The organism is Ferruginibacter paludis (assembly GCF_030409685.1).
GTDB lineage: Bacteria > Bacteroidota > Bacteroidia > Chitinophagales > Chitinophagaceae > Ferruginibacter > Ferruginibacter paludis.
The window spans coordinates 264,749-287,184 of sequence record NZ_JAUFQJ010000005.1 but is presented as its reverse complement, the minus strand read 5'-3'; the positions used below and the strand labels follow the sequence as shown (position 1 = coordinate 287,184).

At 43.2% G+C, this 22,436-nt stretch carries 13 protein-coding genes; 7 read left to right on the top strand and 6 right to left on the bottom strand.

Translation table 11 applies throughout. The features are described 5' to 3' along the window. The first annotated feature begins 17 nt into the window (after positions 1-17). The 4 genes from QWZ08_RS10455 to QWZ08_RS10440 all read left to right on the top strand — a co-directional run bounded on the left by QWZ08_RS10455 (position 18) and on the right by QWZ08_RS10440 (position 10,001). Positions 18-3,671: a family 78 glycoside hydrolase catalytic domain gene (locus tag QWZ08_RS10455; RefSeq protein ID WP_290337353.1), complete on the top strand. Its 3,654-nt coding sequence runs from the start codon at positions 18-20 to the stop codon at positions 3,669-3,671. Positions 3,672-4,254: 583 nt separating this feature from the next. Further along, positions 4,255-5,421: an efflux RND transporter periplasmic adaptor subunit gene (locus QWZ08_RS10450; protein ID WP_290337352.1), complete on the top strand. Its 1,167-nt coding sequence runs from the start codon at positions 4,255-4,257 to the stop codon at positions 5,419-5,421. 17 nt (positions 5,422-5,438) lie between these two features. Next, complete coding sequence (locus tag QWZ08_RS10445) at positions 5,439-8,579, top strand: efflux RND transporter permease subunit (protein WP_290337351.1); 3,141 nt, start codon at positions 5,439-5,441, stop codon at positions 8,577-8,579. A 27-nt stretch (positions 8,580-8,606) separates the two neighbouring features. Beyond that, positions 8,607-10,001: an efflux transporter outer membrane subunit gene (locus QWZ08_RS10440; protein ID WP_290337350.1), complete on the top strand. Its 1,395-nt coding sequence runs from the start codon at positions 8,607-8,609 to the stop codon at positions 9,999-10,001. A gap of 265 nt (positions 10,002-10,266) precedes the next feature. Here the strand turns inward: QWZ08_RS10440 and QWZ08_RS10435 are convergent, their stop codons facing one another. From QWZ08_RS10435 to QWZ08_RS10425, 3 genes are all read right to left on the bottom strand, one after another. Continuing rightward, positions 10,267-10,728: an RDD family protein gene (locus QWZ08_RS10435; protein WP_290337349.1), complete on the bottom strand. Its 462-nt coding sequence runs from the start codon at positions 10,726-10,728 to the stop codon at positions 10,267-10,269. An 81-nt stretch (positions 10,729-10,809) separates the two neighbouring features. Beyond that, a complete protein-coding gene (locus tag QWZ08_RS10430) occupies positions 10,810-11,418 on the bottom strand; it encodes a zinc ribbon domain-containing protein (protein WP_290337348.1) in 609 nt (202 codons plus the stop codon). A gap of 169 nt (positions 11,419-11,587) precedes the next feature. Then, positions 11,588-12,700 carry an acyltransferase family protein gene (locus tag QWZ08_RS10425; RefSeq protein ID WP_290337347.1) on the bottom strand — a complete coding sequence of 371 codons (1,113 nt, stop codon included), beginning with the start codon at positions 12,698-12,700 and terminating at the stop codon, positions 11,588-11,590. A 520-nt stretch (positions 12,701-13,220) separates the two neighbouring features. On the opposite strand from QWZ08_RS10425, the gene QWZ08_RS10420 reads away from it, so the two are divergent. Next, complete coding sequence (locus tag QWZ08_RS10420; RefSeq protein WP_290337346.1) at positions 13,221-18,710, top strand: PAS domain S-box protein; 5,490 nt, start codon at positions 13,221-13,223, stop codon at positions 18,708-18,710. A 78-nt stretch (positions 18,711-18,788) separates the two neighbouring features. Continuing rightward, on the top strand, positions 18,789-19,217 hold the full coding sequence (locus tag QWZ08_RS10415; RefSeq protein WP_290337345.1) for a response regulator: 429 nt from the start codon (positions 18,789-18,791) through the stop codon (positions 19,215-19,217). A 193-nt stretch (positions 19,218-19,410) separates the two neighbouring features. Here QWZ08_RS10415 and QWZ08_RS10410 read toward each other — a convergent pair whose 3' ends face one another. From QWZ08_RS10410 to QWZ08_RS10400, 3 genes are all read right to left on the bottom strand, one after another. Then, complete coding sequence (locus tag QWZ08_RS10410; protein WP_290337344.1) at positions 19,411-19,935, bottom strand: DinB family protein; 525 nt, start codon at positions 19,933-19,935, stop codon at positions 19,411-19,413. 417 nt (positions 19,936-20,352) lie between these two features. Then, positions 20,353-20,817, bottom strand: coding sequence for an SRPBCC domain-containing protein (locus QWZ08_RS10405; protein WP_290337343.1), 465 nt, complete (start codon positions 20,815-20,817; stop codon positions 20,353-20,355). A 4-nt stretch (positions 20,818-20,821) separates the two neighbouring features. Beyond that, positions 20,822-21,298 carry an SRPBCC family protein gene (locus QWZ08_RS10400; protein WP_290337342.1) on the bottom strand — a complete coding sequence of 159 codons (477 nt, stop codon included), beginning with the start codon at positions 21,296-21,298 and terminating at the stop codon, positions 20,822-20,824. Positions 21,299-21,448: 150 nt separating this feature from the next. Between QWZ08_RS10400 and QWZ08_RS10395 the strand changes: the two genes are divergently transcribed. Continuing rightward, a complete protein-coding gene (locus tag QWZ08_RS10395) occupies positions 21,449-22,429 on the top strand; it encodes a GlxA family transcriptional regulator (protein ID WP_290337341.1) in 981 nt (326 codons plus the stop codon). Positions 22,430-22,436 lie beyond the last annotated feature (7 nt).

Sequence of the window (22,436 nt, the reverse complement as noted above, 5' to 3'; positions counted from 1 at the left end):
AAAACAGCATGCTCCATATGAACCAACGATCTTCAACAACCAAACAATTAATGTTGCCTGTATTATTGATGGGCATAATTTTTTTACTGACTAATTCCATCATGGCCCAGGCAGTTATTGATAACCTGCGGGTGGAATATACCAAAACACCTATTGGCATTGATGTAAAATTGCCCCGCTTTAGCTGGCAAATGGCCGCACCTGCCGGTGAAAGAAATTATGCGCAAACTGCTTACCAACTGGAGGTGAAAGATGCAAAAGGAGTTGTTGTATGGAACTCAAAAAAAATTGCCGATGGGACTGCCCTTGGAATAGTGTATGCCGGAGTTCCGTTAAAAGCAGCAACAAGATATAATTGGGCTGTGACTGCCTGGGATCAGAAAGGAAAAGCAACAAAGGCAGCTTCGTGGTTTGAGACCGGGCTGATGAACCCTGCATTGTCTGCATGGGATGGCGCTTCATGGATTGGTGGAAGCAATGAAGACTTGGTACTCTATTCCAAATACCTGCCATTATTTAATTTAAAATATACACTGGCAATAGCACAGGGAAGTTCAAAGGCAAGTATTGTATTGGGTGCAAATGATCCAAGACTGATGGATAAAAACAAGAATATCTTCCAGGTGCAAAACGCAAAGAACCAGAGTTACCTGAAAGTTGAACTGGATGTTTCAGGCGTGGACGGAACACCGGCAGGCAGGGCAAAACTGCATTTTTACCGTGCCGGATACACACCAAAAGATACAGCATCGAAGGCGATAAAAACCTTTGATATTAAAACAGAATTTATTAACAGCAGCAATAAAAACAGCAACCACCGCATTGCAATCAAAGATGAATTTGGTAAGCTATCTGTAATGCTGGATGACAGCCTTTCATTTTTTGTAACTGAGCCAAAAAAGGAATCAGCGGGCGCCAGGCCTTATCCCTCATTTGATAAAGGCGCTGTTGTAAATTTAAACCCCATGGGTTCCGGCGGCGATTATATTACATTTGGAATGCTCTGTGATATGGGCTTTTCTGCAGATGCCGGACAACAGGCAGCCTTCTCCAATGTAACCGTATCCAATATCCGTAACCCGGCCAATACCTTGTTTTACGAAGACCTTGCAAAGCCTGCATACGATGGTATTTATAAAATGTTTACTGCAGATAACAAATCGGGCTTCAGCATAAAAAATAATGCCTACCAGGTAGATGGTGGTAGCGCAGGCCTTTTTGTTGTAGCCGATCCAAGCCACAATGCAATGCCCATGCTACGGACAAATTTTGCAACTGCCGGTAAAAAAATTGAAGCAGCAAGGCTGTACGTTACATCCCGTGGTATTTACGAAGTATACCTGAACGGCAAGCGGGTGGGTGAGGATTATTTTAACCCCGGCCTTACCCAGTATAATGTCACGCATCTGTACCAAACCTATGATGTTACCGGCATGGTAAACAGTGGACAAAACGCACTTGGTGCCATGCTGGGCGAAGGCTGGTGGAGTGGTCTGCTGAGCTTTGGTACGGTATGGAATCATTTTGGAGACAGGCAATCATTACTGGCTAAACTGGTGATTACTTATGATGATGGGACAAAAGATATTATTACATCCAATGAAAAGAACTGGAAGTATTATAACAATGGCCCGGTAATATACAGCAGCCTGGATATGGGCGAAGTGTATGATGCAACAAGGGAAGCAGCCGTTAATAATTGGAGTACCGCAAGTTATGATGACAACAAATGGAAAACAGCATTAAATATTCCGTTAGAAGGAACGGCCTACCGGGAAGGTGCAGTTGGGTTTATGGGCGAAAAAGAAAACATCAGCTATGATAAATCAGCGCTGATTGGACAGATAGGAGAGAACGCCGGCTTGTACAAAACACTTGTTGCGAAAACTGTAAAGGAAGTGAGCAAAGGCGTATTCGTTTACAATATGGGACAAAATTTTGTCGGTGTTCCAAAGATCGAAATAAAAAATGGTAAGGCCGGACAAAAATTGACGGTAAGGGTTGCTGAAGTGTTGTATCCTGACTTAAAAGAATCGGGAAATAATGTGGGCTTATTGATGACAGAAAATTACCGGGCAGCATTGAGCCAGGATACCTATGTGATGAAAGATGGCGAACAAATATGGCAGCCGCATTTTACTTCACACGGTTATCAGTACATTGAAATCAGTGGCATGGATGAAGCGTTGCCATTGGAAGCAGTACACGGGTTGTGCATCAGCTCTGTCAAAAAAATAACGTCAGACTACGCAACTTCCAATGAAAAAGTAAATAAGTTATGGTCGAATTTAGTGTGGTCGAATGTCGACAATTTTTTAACCATTCCGACTGATTGTCCACAACGCAATGAACGCATGGGCTGGTCGGGCGACATCAGTGTTTTTTCCCGCACTGCCACTTATCTTTCCAATGCAGATCAATTTTTAAGACGACATATGTTTGCCATGCGTGACGTGCAAACGCCCAAAGGAAAATTCACCGATGTAGCTCCTGTGGGCGGTGGCTTTGGCGGTTTGCTCTGGGGCAGTGCCGGCATTACAGTTGCATGGGAAGCATACCAGCAGTACAATGACATCGCTTTGCTGCAGGAACATTATGCGGCTATGGTTACTTACATCAATTACCTGGATAGTTGCATTGATAAAACGACGGGCTTGTGTACTGACAGGCAGTTAGGTGATTGGCTCGGACCTCAGAATAACCAGTTGGGTACAGATTTCCTGGTTACTGTGTACCATATTTTCGATTTGGACATTATGACCAAAGTGGCCGTAATACTCAACAATAAAAATGACGCTGCGAGGTTCAAAAAAATGTATGATGAACGCAAAATGTTCTTCAATAAAACCTTTGTAAACGTTAACAAAAAAGCGATTGGGCTTATTGGTGGTGGCATGTTTGGCTCAGCAGGACAGAAGCAGGAATGGAAGGTGGCAGATGTACAAACGGCATACGCAGTAGGGCTGGCACTCAATGCATTTAATGAAGAGAATATACCCTTTATGGTGAAGAATTTAAAACAAGCGGTTGAAAGAAAAAACACCGGCGATGATGGTATAGAGCGTCCAAATTATTCCCTGATGACAGGCTTTATAGGAACGGCCTGGGTTAGTAAAGCATTATCCGATTATGGCAACAGCGATCTTGCGTATAAGCTGCTTCAAAATAACCAGTTTCCTTCCTGGTTGTATGCGGTTGACCAGGGCGCCACTTCTATTTGGGAGCGCCTGAATGGGTATACAACAGACAAAGGCTTTGGTGGCAACAACAGTATGAACTCTTTTAATCATTATTCATTTGGCGCCATCGGTCAATGGATGATGGCCTATTCATTGGGAATACAGCGGGATGAGCTGGGCTTTAAAAAATTCATTCTTCAACCAGAACCCGACCCCACAGGAGAGATGACGTGGGCCAGGGGATACTACGATTCTGATTACGGTAGAATCAGCAGCAGTTGGAAAATGGAGAAAGGCGTGTTGACATACACTGCAACGGTTCCAGCCAATACAACAGCCACGCTTTATCTTCCGGCAAAGGATATAAAAAATATAAAGGAAGGTGGCAAGCCAGCTGCAAACAGCCAGGGTGTTAAGTTCATCAGGTTTGATAAAGGAAAAGCAGTTTATGCATTGCAATCCGGTACTTATGAATTTACAGTTCCACAATAGTCTTTTTTAGGATCAAGCGCCTAATTCGCAAACACATTCTATCGCTGTGTTTTTTATTGTCCCGATCCTTTAGGTCGGGGTAAACAATGAACTTTCTTTATGGCTTTAGCCACATTATTTTAACAATGAGGTTTATTGGGGCTAAAGCCCGAAGCCAAAAGCATTCTTTAATCCCCGACCTAAAGGATCGGGGCAATAGATTTGCGAATTGAATGCCTAATCCTATTTTTTTAATAAAGAGTACCGGGCAAATACGCCAAAATGATTTACATAGAGATGCATAAATAAAATGACTTTTTTAGTTCGGGTATTTATGCATACCAAAAAACGAGGTGTCTTTTAAAATTCAACAACAGCAGAGTCGATTTTAAAAGACATTGTTTTTTTATTTTATAGAATTACTTCGGATAGTCAAAATAACAGATGTGTGGGGTATCACGTTTATCCACTGGTGAAACAATAGTTTGGTCGCAACATTTAATCGTTTCGCAGCATTTTTGCAGTCGCAAATTTCAGAGCCGGTATTTTTATAATTCTTTTTTTAAGACTTCCTGATTTAACTTGTGCGCAAAAAAAATTAGTATTGAAACCAAAACACGCTTTGTATATTCCAATAGCACTCTTGTGCATTTTGCTACATTCCTGTGGTGCTTCTGATAAAAAAACGTTCGATCCACGTGTCGCCCAGCCACCGAAGGCTTATAAGGTACTTACTATGAGTCCGCGTAAAGCCTCGGTCAACCTGGATTTCCCAGCTACCATACAAGGCCAGGAGATCATCGAAATCAGGCCCAAAATTGACGGTTACCTTGACGCCATTTATGTGCAGGAAGGAGCCGCTGTTACAAAAGGTCAGTTGCTTTTCCGCATCAGCAATCCGCAATATGAGCAAGAAGTAGTAACTGCATCTGCCATGATCCGCAGTGCTGAGTCTGATGTTGACGCAGCCAAAATGCAGGTGGCCAAAGTAAAGCCTTTAGTTGAAAGGGATATCGTTAGCAAGTTTGAATTGCAGTCTGCAGAGTATTCGTTGAAGGCAAAAGAAGCAGCCCTTGCCCAGACCAAAGCCGCACTGGCCAATGCCCGTACCAATGCAGGTTATACCATATTGCGTAGCCCGGCGAACGGAGTAATTGGTATGATTCCTTATAAGATTGGCGCACTGATCAATAACACCAATACGGCACCGCTTACAACCCTGTCCAACATTGCGGTTGTATATGCTTATTATTCGCTCAACGAAAAACAATTGCTGCAATATTTTTCCACTACAGCTGGTGCTACCATACAACAAAAGATTAATAACATGCCGCCTGCTACCTTATTACTTGCTGACGGGTCGGTATATCCTGAGAAAGGAAAAGTTGCTTTGGCCAGCGGACTCATTTCTACCGAAACCGGTACGGCTACTTTCAAAGCCATCTTTGCAAATCCGTTGGGGATTATCCGCAGTGGTGCCAGTGCTACCGTAAGGCTGCCTACGATTGTTGATTCAGCCATGGTAATTCCGCAAAGCGCCACATATGAATTGCAGGACAAAAGACTGGTGTACATCATGGATCGAAATAACAAAGTGTCCAGCGATGCCATTACAGTAATGCCATCTGACAATGGCCAGTATTTTATCGTAACCAGCGGATTGAAAGCAGGAGACCAGGTAGTGCTGGAAGGCCTGATAGGCTTGAAAGACAGCACTACCATTATTCCCAAACAAGCTCCTGCTGATTCGGTTTTTGCAAAGCTTAAATAACCCCCGGGGCAACTAAAATGATTAAAACATTTATAAAGCGGCCGGTACTCAGTACGGTTATTTCTATCATCATTGTATTGCTGGGGATACTGGGCCTTGCCAAGTTACCTATTGAACAGTATCCAAACATTGCGCCACCAACGGTGCAAGTTTCCGCGTTTTACACCGGTGCCAATGCTGAAGTAGTTTTGCGCAACGTAATCATTCCGCTGGAGGAAGCCATCAATGGTGTGGAAGGTATGACATACATGACGTCCTCCGCAGCCAATGACGGAAGCGCTTCTATTCAGATTTATTTCCAGGTAGGTACCGATCCGGATAAGGATGCGGTGAACGTGCAGAACCTTGTATCCAGCGCCACCAGCCAGTTACCGCAGGAAGTAGTGAAAGTGGGTGTTACCGTAAGAAAGCAGCAAAGCAGTATGGTGTTGATATTTGCATTGTACAGCGATAAGCCTGCATACGACCAAACTTTTTTACAGAACTATGCCAACATCAACGTGCTGCCGCAAATTAAGAGGGTACCTGGTGTGGGTAATGCCAACAGTTTTGGCAGCCGCGAATATTCCATGCGTATCTGGTTAAAGCCGGATGTAATGAGTATTTACGGGCTTACCCCCGAAGATGTACAGGCTGCACTGAACGAACAAAACGTAGATGCAGCGCCCGGTAAATTCGGCGAGAACGGGGACCAGAGTTTTCAATATGTAATTACCTATACCGGAAAATTGCAGTCTGTTGCGGAGTTTGAAGGCATTATTGTAAAAGCAAAAAACAGCGGGCAAATATTACACCTTAAAGATATTGCAAGGGTAGAGATTGGGGCTTTGTCATACTCCAATGCCGGTTCGCTCAATGGCTTCCCGGCCGTTGGTATGGCTATCAGTCAAACACCCGGCTCCAACGCAAGAGAGGTAATCGATATGTCGAAGAAAGTAATGGAAGAAGCCAGCAAATCTTTTCCTGACGGCATCCATTACACCGCCATTGTTGATATCAATAAATTCTTAAGCGCATCTATTGAAAAAGTGATATTGACTTTGCTGGAATGTTTTGGCCTGGTGTTCCTGGTTATATTTCTTTTTCTGCAGGACTTCCGTTCTACATTAATTCATGGCATCTCCGTGCCTGTTTGTATTACCGGTACTTTTTTCTTTTTATACATTTTTGGTTACAGCATTAACCTGCTCACCTTGTTTGCATTGGTGCTGGCCATTGGTATTGTGGTAGATGATGCCATCGTGGTGGTAGAAGCCGTGCATGCCAAACTGGAGGGCGGCTATAAGTCGCCCCGCAAAGCAGCTGTGGATGCCATGCAGGAAATCACCGGTGCTATTTTATCCATCACGCTTATAATGGCTGCCGTTTTTATCCCGGTAACTTTTGTTGGTGGATCAACCGGTGTTTTTTATAAACAGTTTGGGGTTACACTGGCAGTGGCGATAGGTATATCAGCCATCAATGCCTTAACGTTATGCCCTGCACTGGCAGCTTTGTTTTTACGGCCGCCAAAACATGTTCCGCAGGAGCATCATAATTTTCTTCACCGTTTTGGTATGGGCTTTAATGCGGCTTATGATTCCATGACGGCAAAATATACAAAGGCCATCCAGTTTTTATCAATAAGAAAATGGATTGTAGTGGCGGCAACCGGTGTATTCATCGCCTTATTCGTATTTCTGGTAAAAACAACGCCTTCCAGCTTTGTACCCGATGAAGATATGGGAACCATATTCGTGCCGATCAGTCTGCCGGCAGCATCTTCAATGGAACGTACGACTGCTGTGGTAAAGCAGGTAAGCGATAGTGCAAGAACCATCCCCGAAATAGAAAATGTATTCCAGATAATCGGCTTCAATTTTTTGGCGGGCAGTGGCAGTAATTATGGAATTATATTTTTAGAACTGAAGCCCTGGGATAAAAGAAAAGGCACAAGCAATCTTGACGTAATAAAAAAACTCAATCAAAAAGTAGCGGGCATCAGGGAAGCTTCCATCTTTTCTATTCCGCTGCCTACCATCACCGGCTTTGGCGGTACCGGCGGTTTTGCGTTTCAGTTGCAGGATAAAGGAGGTCACAGCATCAATGAATTTTATGGTGTGGCGCAGCAATTTTTGGGTGCGCTGGCAAAGCGGAAAGAGATACAATATGCTACCACTTCCTTCGACCCTAAATTTCCGCAATACGAGTTGAGCGTCAATGTGGCGAAAGTGAAACAGGCCGGTGTTTCAGTGAACGAAATATTGGGTACCATGCAATTCTATTACGGCGGTTTCTATGCTTCCAATTTTAATAAATACGGAAAGCAATATCGCGTAATGGTGCAGGCTGATACCAATTACAGGGCTAATTTAGAAGGATTGAATAAAGTGTTTATCAAGACTGGCAGTGGCCAGATGGCACCCATTACGGAGTTCATCGAAGTCAAGCGTTCGTACGGTCCGCAGAGCATTACGCGGTTTAATATGTTTACATCTATTTCTGTCAATGGTACACCCAACCCGGGTTTCAGTTCGGGCGAAGCATTGGCAGCCATCAAGGAAGTAGCGGCACAAACATTGCCTCCGGGCTATGGGTATGAATACTCCGGCATCAGCAGGGAAGAACAATCCAGCGGTTCCGAATCCATCTACATTTTTGTGCTGAGCCTGGTGTTTGTTTATTTGTTGTTAAGTGCGCAATATGAAAGTTATTTATTGCCGTTGGCGGTATTGCTGTCCATGCCGGTAGGTTTATCTGGCGTGTACCTGTTTGCCAAAATGTTTGATATCGGTAACAATATTTACATGCAGATTTCACTCATCATGCTCATCGGCCTGCTGGCAAAAAACGCCATCCTGATGGTGGAGTTTTCTCTGGGCAGAAGACGCAAGGGCATGAGTTTGATTGACGCTGCCACAGAAGGTGCAAAGGCCCGTCTGCGCCCGATATTGATGACCTCCTTTGCCTTTGTGTTTGGATTGATGCCTTTGATGTTTGCAACAGGTGCCGGTGCTTATGGCAACCGCTCAATCGGAACCGGCGCCATCGGCGGAATGCTGATCGGTACCGTACTGGGTGTGTTTGTAATACCCGGATTGTTCATCATATTCCAGGCCTTGCAGGAAAAAATACGCGGCAACAAATACGATGAAAATGATGAATTGCTGGAACCATAATTATATAAAACGGGAAAGTTAAACAGAATGAAACGAATTGTATCCGGCAGAAAAATAATGTTTGTATCGAGTATTATAGTATGTACAATCATTCAGTCGTGCAAGGTGGCTAAACCTTATGTGCAGCCTGCAGGTGCTGCGGGGGCTGACCTGTACAGGAAAGCGGTTTCTACAGACACCAATAACATCGCTGATATTCCATGGCAAAAATTATTCAGCGATGCTTCACTGCGGTCACTTGTTCAGCAGGGCATCAGCAATAACCCGGATCTTTCCATTGCCATCGCACGCATAAAAGCAGCGGCAGCCAATGTTCGCCAAAGCAGCATGGCGCTATATCCTTCGTTGAACGCCAATGCAGCGGCAGCATTTCAACGGGTGCCCGCCACACAATTTGGAACACAGGAAGCCTACCAGTTGTATGCCAACAGCAGTTGGGAAGCAGACATCTGGGGTAAATTGAGCAGTGCAAAAAAGGCGGCTTTAGCATCCTTGCTGCAAAGCGAAGCTTACCGGAAGGCGGTGCAAACACAATTGGTTTCGGATATCGCCACCAGCTATTATTCATTGCTTGCTTTAGATGCACAACTTAAGATAACACAACAAACGGTAGAAAACAGGAAGCGGGAAGTAGAAACCATGAAGGCTTTAAAAGAAGCGGATGTGGTTACCGGCGCTGCTGTTGTGCAGAGTGAAGCCAACCGTTACTCTGTCGAAATAACCATACCGGATTTAAAACAAAACATTCGTGAAACGGAAAATAACCTCAGTATTTTATTGGGCAAAAATCCGGATACTATTTTAAGGAGCAGCCTGGGTCTTCAAACAATTGATACAACGCTGGCTGCCGGCGTGCCATTGCAACTATTGGCCAACAGGCCCGATGTACAGCAGGCAGAATACCAGTTACGTAATTCATTTGAACTGGTAAATGTTGCCAGGACTTATTTTTATCCTTCTCTCAACATCACCGCTGCCGCAGGATTTTCCGGTACCGCTTTATCTAAACTATTTTTACCAGCCAGTTTTTTTGCCAACATTGCCGGCGGGCTTTTGCAACCGGTCCTTGATAAAGGCGTCAACAGGCAACGGCTCGCCCTTGCGCAGGCAAGGCAGGAAGAATACCTGGCCAGCTTTCGGAAAACTATTTTGCTAGCGGGACAGGAAGTATCCAATGCCCTCTACAGCTACCAGGCGGCCACGGATAAACAATCCCTGCGCTCGCAGCAAATTGCCAACCTGGAAAAATCAGTTGAGTACACCAAATTGTTATTGCAATATTCTTCCGCTACTAATTATACAGATGTGCTCACCTCAGAACAAAGCCTGCTGGCGGCGCAGCTGGGCGGCATCAACGACCGGTTACAACAACTTACCGCGGTGGTAAATTTATACAGGAGTTTGGGTGGGGGGTGGAAATAGTTTCTGGTGACGATTGTGCCAATATATATTGGGTAGCTGTGCGTATGCTGATAGCAATGGATCATGCAATAGTGGCCAGGCCTTTCGATTATTACTATTCATCCTGATTTTAAGAAAAGTGTATTCCTGGAATCTGCGGAACTGCAATAAAATTTACAGTATCAATTCTATCAATTTAATAACAATAGCCTGCAAAAATGCAGGCTATTGTTATATAAGAAAACGCTTAATTTTTGTACCTGGCACATTTCGCGAATACTGGTTACTAATCTTTGTCATCAACTACCATCGTATTCGTCCATTTGTCCTGCCATGGATTACAGGGAGTTCCCAGGGCGCTGAACACGCAGAAAGGAACAGCTCTGCTGAATCCTCTTTCAAAAGCCTTGCCAGCTGAAATTTGACTTCCGTCGGCATTAATTGCCCTGGTTTTTGTGATCAGTTTACCAAGTGATTTCCCCTTAAAAATCGCCTCTGCAGCCGACATGTACAAAGCGTAGAGGAAGAGTGAAACTACTCTGTCTAATAGTCCAAAACCGGGACTGTCGTTCGTAAATAGCTCAGCTGTGGTTGGGGCAGCCAAAGTTAGTACAACGCCAAACCCCAAAGCAAGCACGTAAAAAAATATAAAATCAATAATATAATTGGCCAGTCGTTTTCCGGTGCTGGCTCTCACATGAAATTCTTCAGGCGTTAAAAGATCCTCAGGGCTTTGTTCAGTTTGCATGGCAATTTGATTTTGTGTTTGAAATAATATGGCACTTATGAATGAATCATTCAGCTTGGAATTTCCGGGGTTTAATTGTTTTTACTTTCTGTCAATATCAATAATCTCCCCCTTGTCCAGCATCGCCTTCAGTTCTTTTTTTGAATAAGCAAATTCATCCTCCGCATAAGCAGTATCGCCTTTACTTTTTAAATCTGCCAGGCCGCTGATTTTATTGGTTTCAAAATTATTTATGCGGACGATTGCCGAATCACCTTCTATGGCCGATACCTTGTACAGCGTGTACTGACTTGCTTTGGTCTTTACTTCAAATATATCACCCGCTTTGGGTGTCAGAATCAGGGTGGCATTTTTCTCGTCATTCTTGCGGTCGCTGATAACGCCAGCGGTTATGGCAATGGCCAGTAAAGCTGCGCCGGCAAAAGTCCATACAGGCGTTTTTGTTTGCAGTTTTAAATTCTCGTAATCTGTCTTTAGTGAAGCAGGCATCTCTTTTAATTTAAGTACCTGTTTGCAATGCCCGCATTGGCTTATTGCTGTTTTGCCAATGGGAAAGAATGGAATCCAGAAAACATGCGCATATTTTTGAAATACATGCATTTCAATACTGTTTGGTGTGCCGCAGTTAGGACACCTGTCGATTAATGTTTCCTTTATAAGCTGGGTTGATTTAGTTCCGTAAATAATCATTTGGGTGGGTTTTAATGGGGATGCGGCAGCCATCACGTGTACAGTTGCTGTGAATCAGTTGAACAAAATATTTTTAGCCATTAACGCTTATGTATGCAAATTAATTGCCTTTTATTTCTAGCAGATAAAAGAAATATCCGTTTTGTTCCTATTGCTTACCGACTTCAGTTTATAACCTGAAAAATATTTTCTTCTTATACAAAAAATAACAAAGCCCCCAGGCCACACTAAAAATGCAAAAGGAAGAAATGATATTGCTCAGCAGTTCGGGTACATGAATGATCTGCATTAATCCATTGGTAATGGTTCGGAAATAATTTTCAAACCAGCGGTCGCCCACAATTTCAAAAAACAGATAAATGAAAAGCGAGTTCATCCCAACAATGGTAAAAAATTTCAGGTGCTTGTGGTGGTTTTTGATGTCAATCCACCAGTAGGCGAGTGACAGAAAAGCCAGCGCCCAGCCAAGCGAGGCCAGCGTGAACGTACTGGTAGCAGTATGTTTAATGATAGGTGTAACACCTGCAAAGTCCAGCCCGAAGCCAAGGACCAAACAACCGGCGCTTGCGATGAGCATGTATTCTAATTTATTTTTTTCTGGGCTCAGTAACAATTTACCAATCATGGCGCCGCCAATGGTATGTACCGAAGTAGGAATGCAATTGATTGCCACCCAGCCATCTTTATTTATTTTATTCATCAGTACAGTATCCATGTAATTGCCAAAATTATGCTGGTCAGTAAAGGGCTGATCAAAGCCGGGCACATGCGTAAAACGGTACAATATTTCTGTGAGCAATAGAATACCAATACAGAAAATAATTTGTGCGCTGTTGCTCCAGCGGAAAACAAAAAACGTTACCAGTGTTGTAAAACTCAGTTGCGTTAGTATATCCCATAGCTCAAAAGACAAGCCTGTTGGCCGGACAGAATAATCCAGTACGCCCCAGAAAAACAACCAGCCGCTGCGCTTCAGCGTTTTTTTTAATGAGTCGCCCCACGACATACTTTGTTCCTGTTGTTTGCTGAGTGAGTAGGCCATCGCCACGCCGGCCATAAACATAAAACAGGGTTGTATCAAATCCCAAAAGCGCAGGCCATGCCAGGGGTGATGATAGAATTGCTGTACAATAACATTCAGCGGTTTGCCTTCAGTGGCTATTTGCAGGTTTTCGTACAGGGCGCAACTTTCAAGCGCCAGCAGTATCATAATAAAGCCACGCATAAAATCAAGCGACTGCAATCTTTTTGCAGTTAAAGCGGTATTGGTTGGTAAAGGCATAAGGGTTTTTTAGTGGCTACAAAATAGGTTATTTTTTTAACCACATGCAACAGTTGGAGAAACGGATGGGCATAACCTACGGCCACGGGAATAAAATTGCAACCAGTTTATCCTCTTTTTAAAGTAATGCAAACTCACAACCAGGCAGATCATATTCGACTGTGCTTCTCATTTTTACTGTGACTGACAATTTTTTAACAAACTGCAGAACGCCTGCAAACAATTACTAAGGGTAGTTGTTTTTCCAAACAATTTGTAGTTGAAATTCTAAATACAACATTAAAATTACAGGTTTGCTTATCTTTCATTTATACAGTTTGTTGTGTACGACATTATTTAAACCACTCAGCCAGGGTGCTCCGTCCCGTGAAATGATTGAGCAGGTGAGGGTATAATATTATCCGGTACATACGATGCAACAGCGGCTGATAGTATGTTTTTTTGCTAAAAATAACTCTGTTTATCACTTGAAAATACAATATGTCCACAAATGAACTGCGGTCTTTTTAAATAAACAGGCATGTTACGAGAAGCATTAAAAATAATTATACTGGAAGATGATGAGACAGACGTTGAGCTGATTCAGCACCAGTTAAACAAAGGCAATTATAACTGCCAGTACAGCGTAATGCTCAGCAGGAATGCATATGAACAGGCGCTCGATAATTTTAAGCCAGACCTTATTCTTTCTGATAATGAACTGCCACAATTTACAGCATCTGAGGCATTGCAGATTTTGTTGCGACGCAAACAACACATCCCCTTTATTTTAGTTACGGGAACAGTATCGGAAGAATTTGCTGCTGGGATTATCAAAGCGGGCGCCGATGATTATTTACTAAAAGACCATTTGACGCGGCTGCCAGTTGCCATAGACGCAGCATTGTATAAAAAGAAAGCTGAAAAAGCGAAGGATGAAGCCTTGGCAGCATTAAAAGCAAGCGAGGAAAAATACCGCGATATTGTTGAGAACATCAGCGACATCCTCTGCACGCATGACCTGTATGGTAAAGTGTATTCCGTTAACGAAGCCGCGAAAAATCAGCTGGGATATGAAATACCTGATATGCTTACCATGCGCATCCAGGACATTTTATCACCGCGGGGCAGAGAGGAGTTTGGTACGTACATTGAATTTATAAAAGCCCATGGATTTTATAAAGGACTGATGCAGGTGCAGACGAAAGCGGGAGACACAAGAATATGGGAAGTGAATAATTCATTAAAAACAAGTGGCACTGCAATACCATTGGTAAGAGGGTTTGCAAGGGATGTGACTGAAAGGATCATTGCGGAAAGAAAACTGGCAGCGAGTGAAAAGCGGTTTCGGGCATTGATTGAAAACAGCAATGAAGCCATTGCATTACTGGATAAGTCATTGAAAGTGTTTTACCGCAGTCCGGCAACGGCGGGCATTACTGGCTGGACGGATGAGGAACTGGCAGATAAAGACGCAACAATAAATATTCATCCGGACGATGTCGCCTGCTTTAAAGACCGGTTGAATGAAGCTCTAAAGAAGTCCGGCATTGCGGTACCTTTCCAGGCCAGGTACCGCCGTAGTACCGGCAATTATATCTGGACTGCAGGTACGTTTACTAACATGTTGAATATAGATGGGGTAAATGCGGTGGTTACCAATTTCAGCAACAATACCAAACGAAAAGAGGCGGAAGATAAAGTTATGGCGAGTGAAAAGCGGTTTAGAAATTCGCTTGACATCATGCTGGAGGGTGTGCAGATTATCGGCTTCGACTGGCGGTATATTTACGTAAATGATGCTTTGGCAAAACATGCCAAATACGAAAAAGAGGAGTTGCTGGGATATACTGTAATGGAAAAATTTCCAGGCATTGAAAACACGGATCTATTTAAAGTGTGCCAGCAATGCTTTGACGAACGGATCGCCATTCATTTGGAAACTGAATTTGAATTTCCTGATAAATCAACAGGCTGGTTCGAGTTTAATTTTCAGCCAGTACCGGAAGGAATTTTTATTTTGTCGGTGGATATAACCGAGCGTAAAAATGCGGAAGCCCAGTTGAATGAAGAAAGAGATAAACTCGTGATTCTTTCCGACACTGTGCCTGGCGTAATGTATACTTTTTCGCAGAGGTCCGATGGGAACTTTCAGTTTAGTTATGTCAGCAACAGCGTGACAGAAGTATTCGGGCTTCAAAAACAGCAACTGCTGGCAGATGCGAATGCCTTTTTCAAGGGCATTCATCCGGATGACCGGCAACAGGCGGCCGATGGTATTGTCCATGCAATCAAATGCAACAACGACTGGAGTGCTGAGTTTCGTTACCTGCATCCCGACAAAGGCATTATATGGCTGGAAGGAAAATCGAAGGCATTGAAGGGAAAGGATGGAGGTATGTATTGGCACGGCATTACAAATGATATCACCGAAAGAAAAATAGGCGAACAGAAAATTATTAAGGCCAACCGTTTGTATGCATTCATTAGCCAGGTAAACCAGATGATATTGCGGGCAACTGATGAACAAATGCTTTTTAAAGAAGCCTGTAATATCGCGGTGGAATTTGGTAAATTTAAACTGGTTTGGATTGGGATGCTGGAGGGAGCCCGGCAGCAGTTAATTCCCGTTAGATATGCAGGTGATGAACAGGGATACCTGGCAGCAATAAAAAAAGACAAAGAACAAAAATGGCCGGAAGCCAGTAGGACGATGCACGCTGCCATAAAAGATGGAAAACGCATTGTTTGCAATGATATTGAAACCGATGTTTCGATGGCTCCCTGGAAAGAGGAAGCTGTTACACGGGGATTCAAATCCTTGTTGTCATTGCCCATCAAAAAATATGGAAAAATATTAGGCGCATTTTCTTTTTTATCCGCCGAACCCAACTTTTTCGATGATGAAGAAACGTTGTTGCTGGAAGAGGCAACACGTGATATTTCTTTTGCTTTGGAGGTTTTTGATAAAGAAAAAATGCGGCAAACAGCCGAAGCAGCAGAGCTGGAAACCAGGCGGCGTTATCAAACTCTTGCCGAAGTGGCGCCGGTAGGGATCTTTCATACAGATACAGCTGGCAATACTACCTATATCAATCCCAACTGTTGCAATATTTCTGGATTGACAGTAAGTGAGGCATTGGATGGGAAATGGTTAAGTGCTGTGCACCTGGATGACCGCAACAAGTTGGTAAGTAAATTAAGAAGTGTAGTGCCAGGAGAAGAAGTCACTTTGCCCGAATTTCGTTTTGTTCGTGCTGATGGCAGCATTGCCTGGGTAATGGGACAAGCGGTTTCCGAAAAAGATTCGAACGGGTCCTTTATAGGGTATGTAGGAACGCTTACTGATATAACAGAAATCAAAAAAGCGGAATCGGAACTAGCCCGGTTAAACAGGCGTTTGGAGGCCATTCTTCATGCCATTCCCGATCTGATGTTTGAAGTAGGCGCCGACGGACGTATCTACAATTATCATTCTCATAGCAATGATTTACTGGCAATGCCGCCAGAGGCATTTTTAGGCAAAACATTTACAGAAGTATTGCCGCCAGACGTTGCAGCAACCTGTATAGAAAGTATTGAAGAGGCCGCAGTAAAAGGATTTTCAATTGGCCGCCAGTATGCATTACAACTATCCGGTGGCGAATACTGGTTTGAATTGTCGATTGCACCGATGGAAAAAACGGATGAACAGGCAGGGCATTTTATTTGTTTGTCCCGTAATATTACCATGAAAAAACTATCAGAAAAAGCTTTGCAGGAAAGTGAAGAGAGCTACCGGATTTTAGTTGAAAACGCACCGGAAGCCTTGGTGGTAGTGGATGTAGCGCAGCAGAAATTTGTGCAGGTGAGCGAAAGCGCCCTGACTTTTTTCAAGATGGACCGGGAGCAATTACTGTCAAAAGGCCCCAAAGATGTAAGTCCTGAATACCAGCCGGGTGGACGCTTATCGTCGGAAATGGCCATGGAAAAAATGATTGCAGCGCTCAGGGGAATGAAGCAGACTTTTGAATGGACCCATTTAAACAGCCTGGGCGAACTGATTTTAAGTGAGGTAAGACTTGTGAAGTTGCCATCTGATAAAAATATGTTAGTGAGGGGCAGTATTACCGATATTACCGAAAGGAAGAAAGCCGCTGAAATGATCGTTGCCAACGAAAAAAAATTCAGGAAGCTGGTTGAAAATGGCAACGATGCCTTTGTTATTTTAAGCCCGGAAGGAAAGGGGAAATACATTTCATCTTCTGTTGAAAGATTACTTGGGTATTCTGAAGCGGAAGCGTACGAACTGGATCTTTTTTCTTTAACTCACCCGGCTGATTTGCCGGAAGTAGCAAGGGAATTTAAAAAAGCATTGCAAAATCCGGGCATACCAATTGCCGGCCATACATCCCGGTTACTGCATAAAAATGGCAGCTGGCGCTGGTTTGAAGATACAATGACGAACCTGCTTGATGACCCGGATATTGGTGGCATTGTGGACAATTTCAGGGATGTTACCGAGCGGAAGGAAAAGGAAGAAGAAATAAAGACGAGTGAAGAAAAGAGAAGACTGATTATGAATGCAGCCCTGGATGCCATTATCTGTATTGATACAAAAGGTGTGATTACTTTTTGGAATCCGCAGGCAGAAAAAATATTTGGCTGGCAGGAGGAGGAGGTGATGGGTAAAGTATTATCTGATATCATTATTCCGGAACCCTACCGTAAAATGCATGATGCGGGAATGGAAAATTACCTTAAAACAGGACAAGGGCCGGCATTGAATGTATTGCTGGAATTGAATGCAGTTAACCGGCATAAAGTTAGTTTTCCGGTGGAGCTGACTGTACTGCCAATTAAACAGGGCGGGGAAGAATTTTTCTGTGCCTTCATCCGCGATATCAGCGAACGAAAAAAAGCTGCGCAGGCCATACTGCTGAGTAACGACCGGTACAACATGGTAGCCAGGGCTACCAACGATTCTATCTGGGAACTCAACATCGCCACAAAGGAGATAGCCCGGATTGGCGATGGTTTTAAAACTTTATTTGGTTACGATAACCAAACAGGCAACAGCGCTGATACCGGCTTTGCGTCACTTGTTCACCCTGATGATCTGGCGATGGTTAAAGCGTCTATGGAGGAGGCTTTTGCCAACCCGGACACGGTTTACTGGGGGCAGGAGTACCGGTTTTTAAAAGCCAATGGTGAATATGCCCATGTGTACGACAGGGGTTATATCATCCGCGATGCGGAGGGAAATGCCATACAAATGATTGGCGCCACACAGGATATATCAAAACTGAAGGAAAACGAATTGAACCTGTTACTGCTCAACCAGCACCTGCAATCACAGGCCAAAGAACTGGCAGACTCCAATGCCGAACTGGAGCAGTTTGCTTATGTAGCGTCGCACGATTTACAGGAGCCCTTAAGGATGGTGACCAGTTTTCTTACTTTATTCGAAAAAAAATACAGCAGCTCTGTGGATGAAAATGGAAGAAGGTATATCAATTTCGCTGTAGACGGTGCCATGCGTATGCGGCAAATTATAGTGGATATATTGGAGTTTTCAACAATAGGGAGGGTAAAAGGCGATACAGAAGCAGTGGACCTGAATAAGCTGATCAGTGAAACTATGCAACTTTTTCAAACGGAGATAGAAGCAAAAAAAGCGGTTATCAAAACAGGGGAGCTTCCGGTGTTGATGGCGCAGGAAGCTCCGTTAAGACAAGTATTTCACAACCTGATCGGCAATGCCTTAAAATACGCTGCAGATAACAGGCCACCGGTAATTGCTATCACAGCAACGGCTGGGCCGGATTATTGGCAATTCGCGGTGGCCGATAATGGCATAGGTATCAGCGAAGAATATTTCGATAAAATATTTGTCATCTTTCAGCGCCTGCATAACCAAAGTAAATTTTCCGGCACCGGTATCGGGCTGGGGATTACAAAAAAAATAATTGAAAACTTTGGAGGTAAAATCTGGCTCGAATCGAAACCTGGCAAGGGAAGTACATTTTTTTTCACAATAAAAATTAGATAGAACAACGCTGCTTCACCAAACAGGTTTACAAAAAATGGATAACAGGCCTTAACAGAAGTATAAAACGCATTTTGCAAAATGACTACACCGCTACACATTTTACTGGTTGAAGATAATGCAGGTGATATTCTGTTAACGCAGGTTGCTTTTGAAGAATTGGGTATACATTTTAAAATGAGCGTTGTAAACGACGGAGATGAAGCCGTGGATTTTTTGAGCAGGGAAGGAGATTACCAGCAAGTAGAATTGCCGCACCTGTTATTGCTGGATATCAACCTGCCCAAAAAAAATGGGCACGAGGTATTGAAATACATTGAAGCGAACCGGTCTCTCTGCCACATACCCGTAATAATGCTTACCACTTCATCATCCAAAAAAGATATCGATTTGGCTTATGAACACCATGCCAGTGGCTTTATTACAAAGCCCTCCAATGTAAACGATTTCATCAGTGCGATTGGTACTACCATCGGCGTATGGTTACCGAAAATACACCCGGCGGATTAATAATTAACACAAATACTTGTGCAGTGTATAAACCGATAGATGTTTACTAACCTGATGGTTACCAAGTGGCCGTTAGAAGGCAGGCGGGGAGGCGATCGCCTTGTGCCCGCTGCGTTTCCGGTAAAGTGAAACAATGAAGCCATGTCTTCGGCTTCACGTTCAATGTTTTTGCAGGCTTACAAGTTGTAACCTTTTACGATTGCAGGATGCGCAAATAAGCTTTCCACGGTCCAACTTCATTTTTATATTGTTTGGCCATCACGCGGACAATCTGGGCAATGTGATTCAGATCGTGAACGGCCCATGTTGAAATAAGTTGCGATAAAGTAACTGCTCCAAACTCAGGGTGAATTCCTGTTTTTTCTAAGTCCGCTTCCGTAAGTTCCTTTGATTTTAAGCGAACGGTGTTATGCTGCCGGATGCTTTTGAATTCATCCAGCAGTTCGTGTAATGTTGGCGTTTCGCTTTTTTTTAATTGGGCGAACCGGTCAAATGGTACAAAGGACTTGTCTGTTTTATCGGAGAGAATAACTTCCATTCTCGGAATCCAGTCTGTTTTTTCACCATGGATAAGGTGCCCTATAATTTCATACACGTTCCAGCTTTCTCCGCCTTCATTATTGGCCGTCCACTCGTTTGATAAGTTGTACAACATTGTTATAAGCACGTCAGGTGTACGCTCAAGAATTTCGACCGATTTTGATAGGGAGAAATGCATTGCTATGGTGTTTACTTCAAAGGTAAGTTGTTTGAAAGCTGGTCAATATGCCATCAACAAAACCGGGGTAAAGGCCGCCTTGATCAAAAAATGCTGAGCCGAGGGATTTTAATTATTGATACATGGTTGAGGCTATGCTGCGAAAATGTATTCAAACAATCCATTGTCAAATCAATGTTGTTTACTTAGCCTGGCCTGGTATCGGATCAACCGCCGACGGGGTTGATAGCCGCCGCGGGAGGTAGCGCAATCCGGTAAGTTATTTTACCAGGTAATTACATTAATTGTAAGATATTCATTTGCTATTTTACATTGTGCAAATGCCCTGGTGACTACGGAGTTTTTTTAATTGCCTGCTTTTCCCAATGCATTGCCGCCACATAAAGTCATCCAATAAAAAATCATCCCTTTTTATTATTATACAACCTGTATCACACCTTCCTTCAAATTAGGCTGGCCCTTACCGGTAGTGATGAGCTTAAATAGACTTTGCTGAATATACTGTGTCCATGCGGTGGAGCAAATATCAAAACATTCATACGCCGGCGTTAAGCCAAAGTGAGCAAAAATGAGTTTTGTTTTATCGCCTTCCTGCTCAATTTCAAAACCAACTTTTGTGTTTTTCCATTCGCTTTTATCTTTTATAAAATTAAAGTAGTTGTCAAGTACCAGCCATACCACTTTCTTGCCAGGAGCAACTTCTAACAGTTTCATTTTGCAAATGTGCACGTCTTTGTACTGGTAGTCGAACACATCATTCAGTTCGCTGGTGCCGCCTTCTATTTCTTCCGACCACCAGCCCCTTACATTGTTGATGGCGTCAAACACTTCTTTTGGCGATTGGTCAACCAAAAAAGAAGTGGCAAAATGTTGATCGTTCATGCTGTTATTTTTGAATTGATTTTGCTTTAATTTCTTTATTAAGCACATTGGGATTTCCTTTGCAGGTGGTTATAAAAGGCAACAGGCTTTGGTGCAGGTATTGATTCCATCCGTTTGAGCAGTCGCGGAAGCATTGAATTTGCGGCACCAGTCCCAGGTGAGTAAACTGTAATTGTGTTTGGCCATCCCGTGCAGTAATTTCAAATACAATGGTTGTACCGGTCCATTCACTCGTGTTGGTAAGAAAACTCAGGTGACTATCAGTAACCAGCCAGACAATTTTTTTACCAGGCACCACTTCAACTAATTTTTGCCTGGAGTAATGTACATCTCCGAAACGAACTTCAAACTCATCCTCCTGTTCTGTTGAATTACCCGTAAAGTCTTCCGACCACCATCCGCGGACATTGTTGATGGCATTGAATACTTCACCCGGCGTTTGATTAACCAAAAAATTGGTTGTGTAATCATGGTTTGCCATAGCATTACTTTTTAAGTGTGCGTGTTTAAATTTTACAAATGCGGTACTGCAAAAGTATTGTCTCAATATTACTTTTAAGCGGTGTAAAATGGACTTTGTAGTGGGTTGATTTGGACATAGCAAAATAGTAGCTTTGTCAAAAGCAACACAATGAAACATCTGACCATTATTGTACCTGAAGGTGAGAATAATTTAAGCAGCATAGTAGGAACATACAAGATATTTACAAGAGCAAATGAGTACCGCACAAAGGCCGGGCACAAGGCGGTATTTTCTATCCAACTGGCAGGCATCTCGGATGAGGTGGAATTTTATGAAGGTTTGTTTAGCGTGAAGCCGCACACAAATATTGCTGCCATCACAAAAACCAATCTCATCATTATTCCCTCATTGAACCACAACTACGAAAAAGCAGTAAAAGGAAACAAAACTCTGATTGACTGGATTGCGAAACAATATAAAGAAGGTGCGGAAATAGCAACGATTTGTACCGGTGCATTTATGCTGGCTTCCACAGGTTTACTGGATGGAAAGCGTTGTTCTACCCATTGGGCAGCTGCGGAAAATTTCAGCAGGATGTTTCCCAATGTGCAACTGCAGGCAGATAAACTGATCACAGATGAAAATGGCATCTATACAAATGGAGGTGCTTATTCTTTTTTAAACCTGTTAATTTACCTGGTAGAAAAATATTACGACCGGCCAACGGCCATCTTTTGTTCCAAGGTTTTTCAGGTAGACATGGATAGAAAAAGCCAGTCGGCTTTCACCATTTTTATCGGGCAAAAGTTACATGGGGATGAAGTAGTAAATAAGGCGCAGGAATACATGGAAACCAACCTGCATGAAAGAATATCCGTTGAACATTTGTCAGCCAGGTTTGCTGTAGGCAGGCGCAACTTCGACAGAAGATTTGTAAAAGCTACAGGCAATACACCGGTTGAATATTCGCAACGGGTAAAAATCGAATCCGCTAAAAAGGCATTTGAAAACAGCCGGAAAACAATCAATGAGGTGATGTATGATGTAGGTTATTCAGATGTAAAGGCATTCCGGGAAGTGTTCAGAAAAATTACGGGGATGTCGCCGGCGGAATACAGAAGCAGGTATAATAAAGAAGCGTCGGTATAATTGTACT

What these genes read in the sequence shown, in the direction of transcription:
- QWZ08_RS10400 (WP_290337342.1), bottom strand. Translation starts at nt 21,298, where the DNA reads ATGGCAAACCATGATTACACAACCAATTTTTTGGTTAATCAAACGCCG.
- QWZ08_RS10430 (WP_290337348.1), bottom strand. Translation starts at nt 11,418, where the DNA reads ATGATTATTTACGGAACTAAATCAACCCAGCTTATAAAGGAAACATTA.
- QWZ08_RS10415 (WP_290337345.1), top strand. Translation starts at nt 18,789, where the DNA reads ATGACTACACCGCTACACATTTTACTGGTTGAAGATAATGCAGGTGAT.
- QWZ08_RS10425 (WP_290337347.1), bottom strand. Translation starts at nt 12,700, where the DNA reads ATGCCTTTACCAACCAATACCGCTTTAACTGCAAAAAGATTGCAGTCG.
- QWZ08_RS10440 (WP_290337350.1), top strand. Translation starts at nt 8,607, where the DNA reads ATGAAACGAATTGTATCCGGCAGAAAAATAATGTTTGTATCGAGTATT.
- QWZ08_RS10410 (WP_290337344.1), bottom strand. Translation starts at nt 19,935, where the DNA reads ATGCATTTCTCCCTATCAAAATCGGTCGAAATTCTTGAGCGTACACCT.
- QWZ08_RS10445 (WP_290337351.1), top strand. Translation starts at nt 5,439, where the DNA reads ATGATTAAAACATTTATAAAGCGGCCGGTACTCAGTACGGTTATTTCT.
- QWZ08_RS10405 (WP_290337343.1), bottom strand. Translation starts at nt 20,817, where the DNA reads ATGAACGATCAACATTTTGCCACTTCTTTTTTGGTTGACCAATCGCCA.
- QWZ08_RS10435 (WP_290337349.1), bottom strand. Translation starts at nt 10,728, where the DNA reads ATGCAAACTGAACAAAGCCCTGAGGATCTTTTAACGCCTGAAGAATTT.
- QWZ08_RS10395 (WP_290337341.1), top strand. Translation starts at nt 21,449, where the DNA reads ATGAAACATCTGACCATTATTGTACCTGAAGGTGAGAATAATTTAAGC.
- QWZ08_RS10420 (WP_290337346.1), top strand. Translation starts at nt 13,221, where the DNA reads ATGTTACGAGAAGCATTAAAAATAATTATACTGGAAGATGATGAGACA.
- QWZ08_RS10455 (WP_290337353.1), top strand. Translation starts at nt 18, where the DNA reads ATGAACCAACGATCTTCAACAACCAAACAATTAATGTTGCCTGTATTA.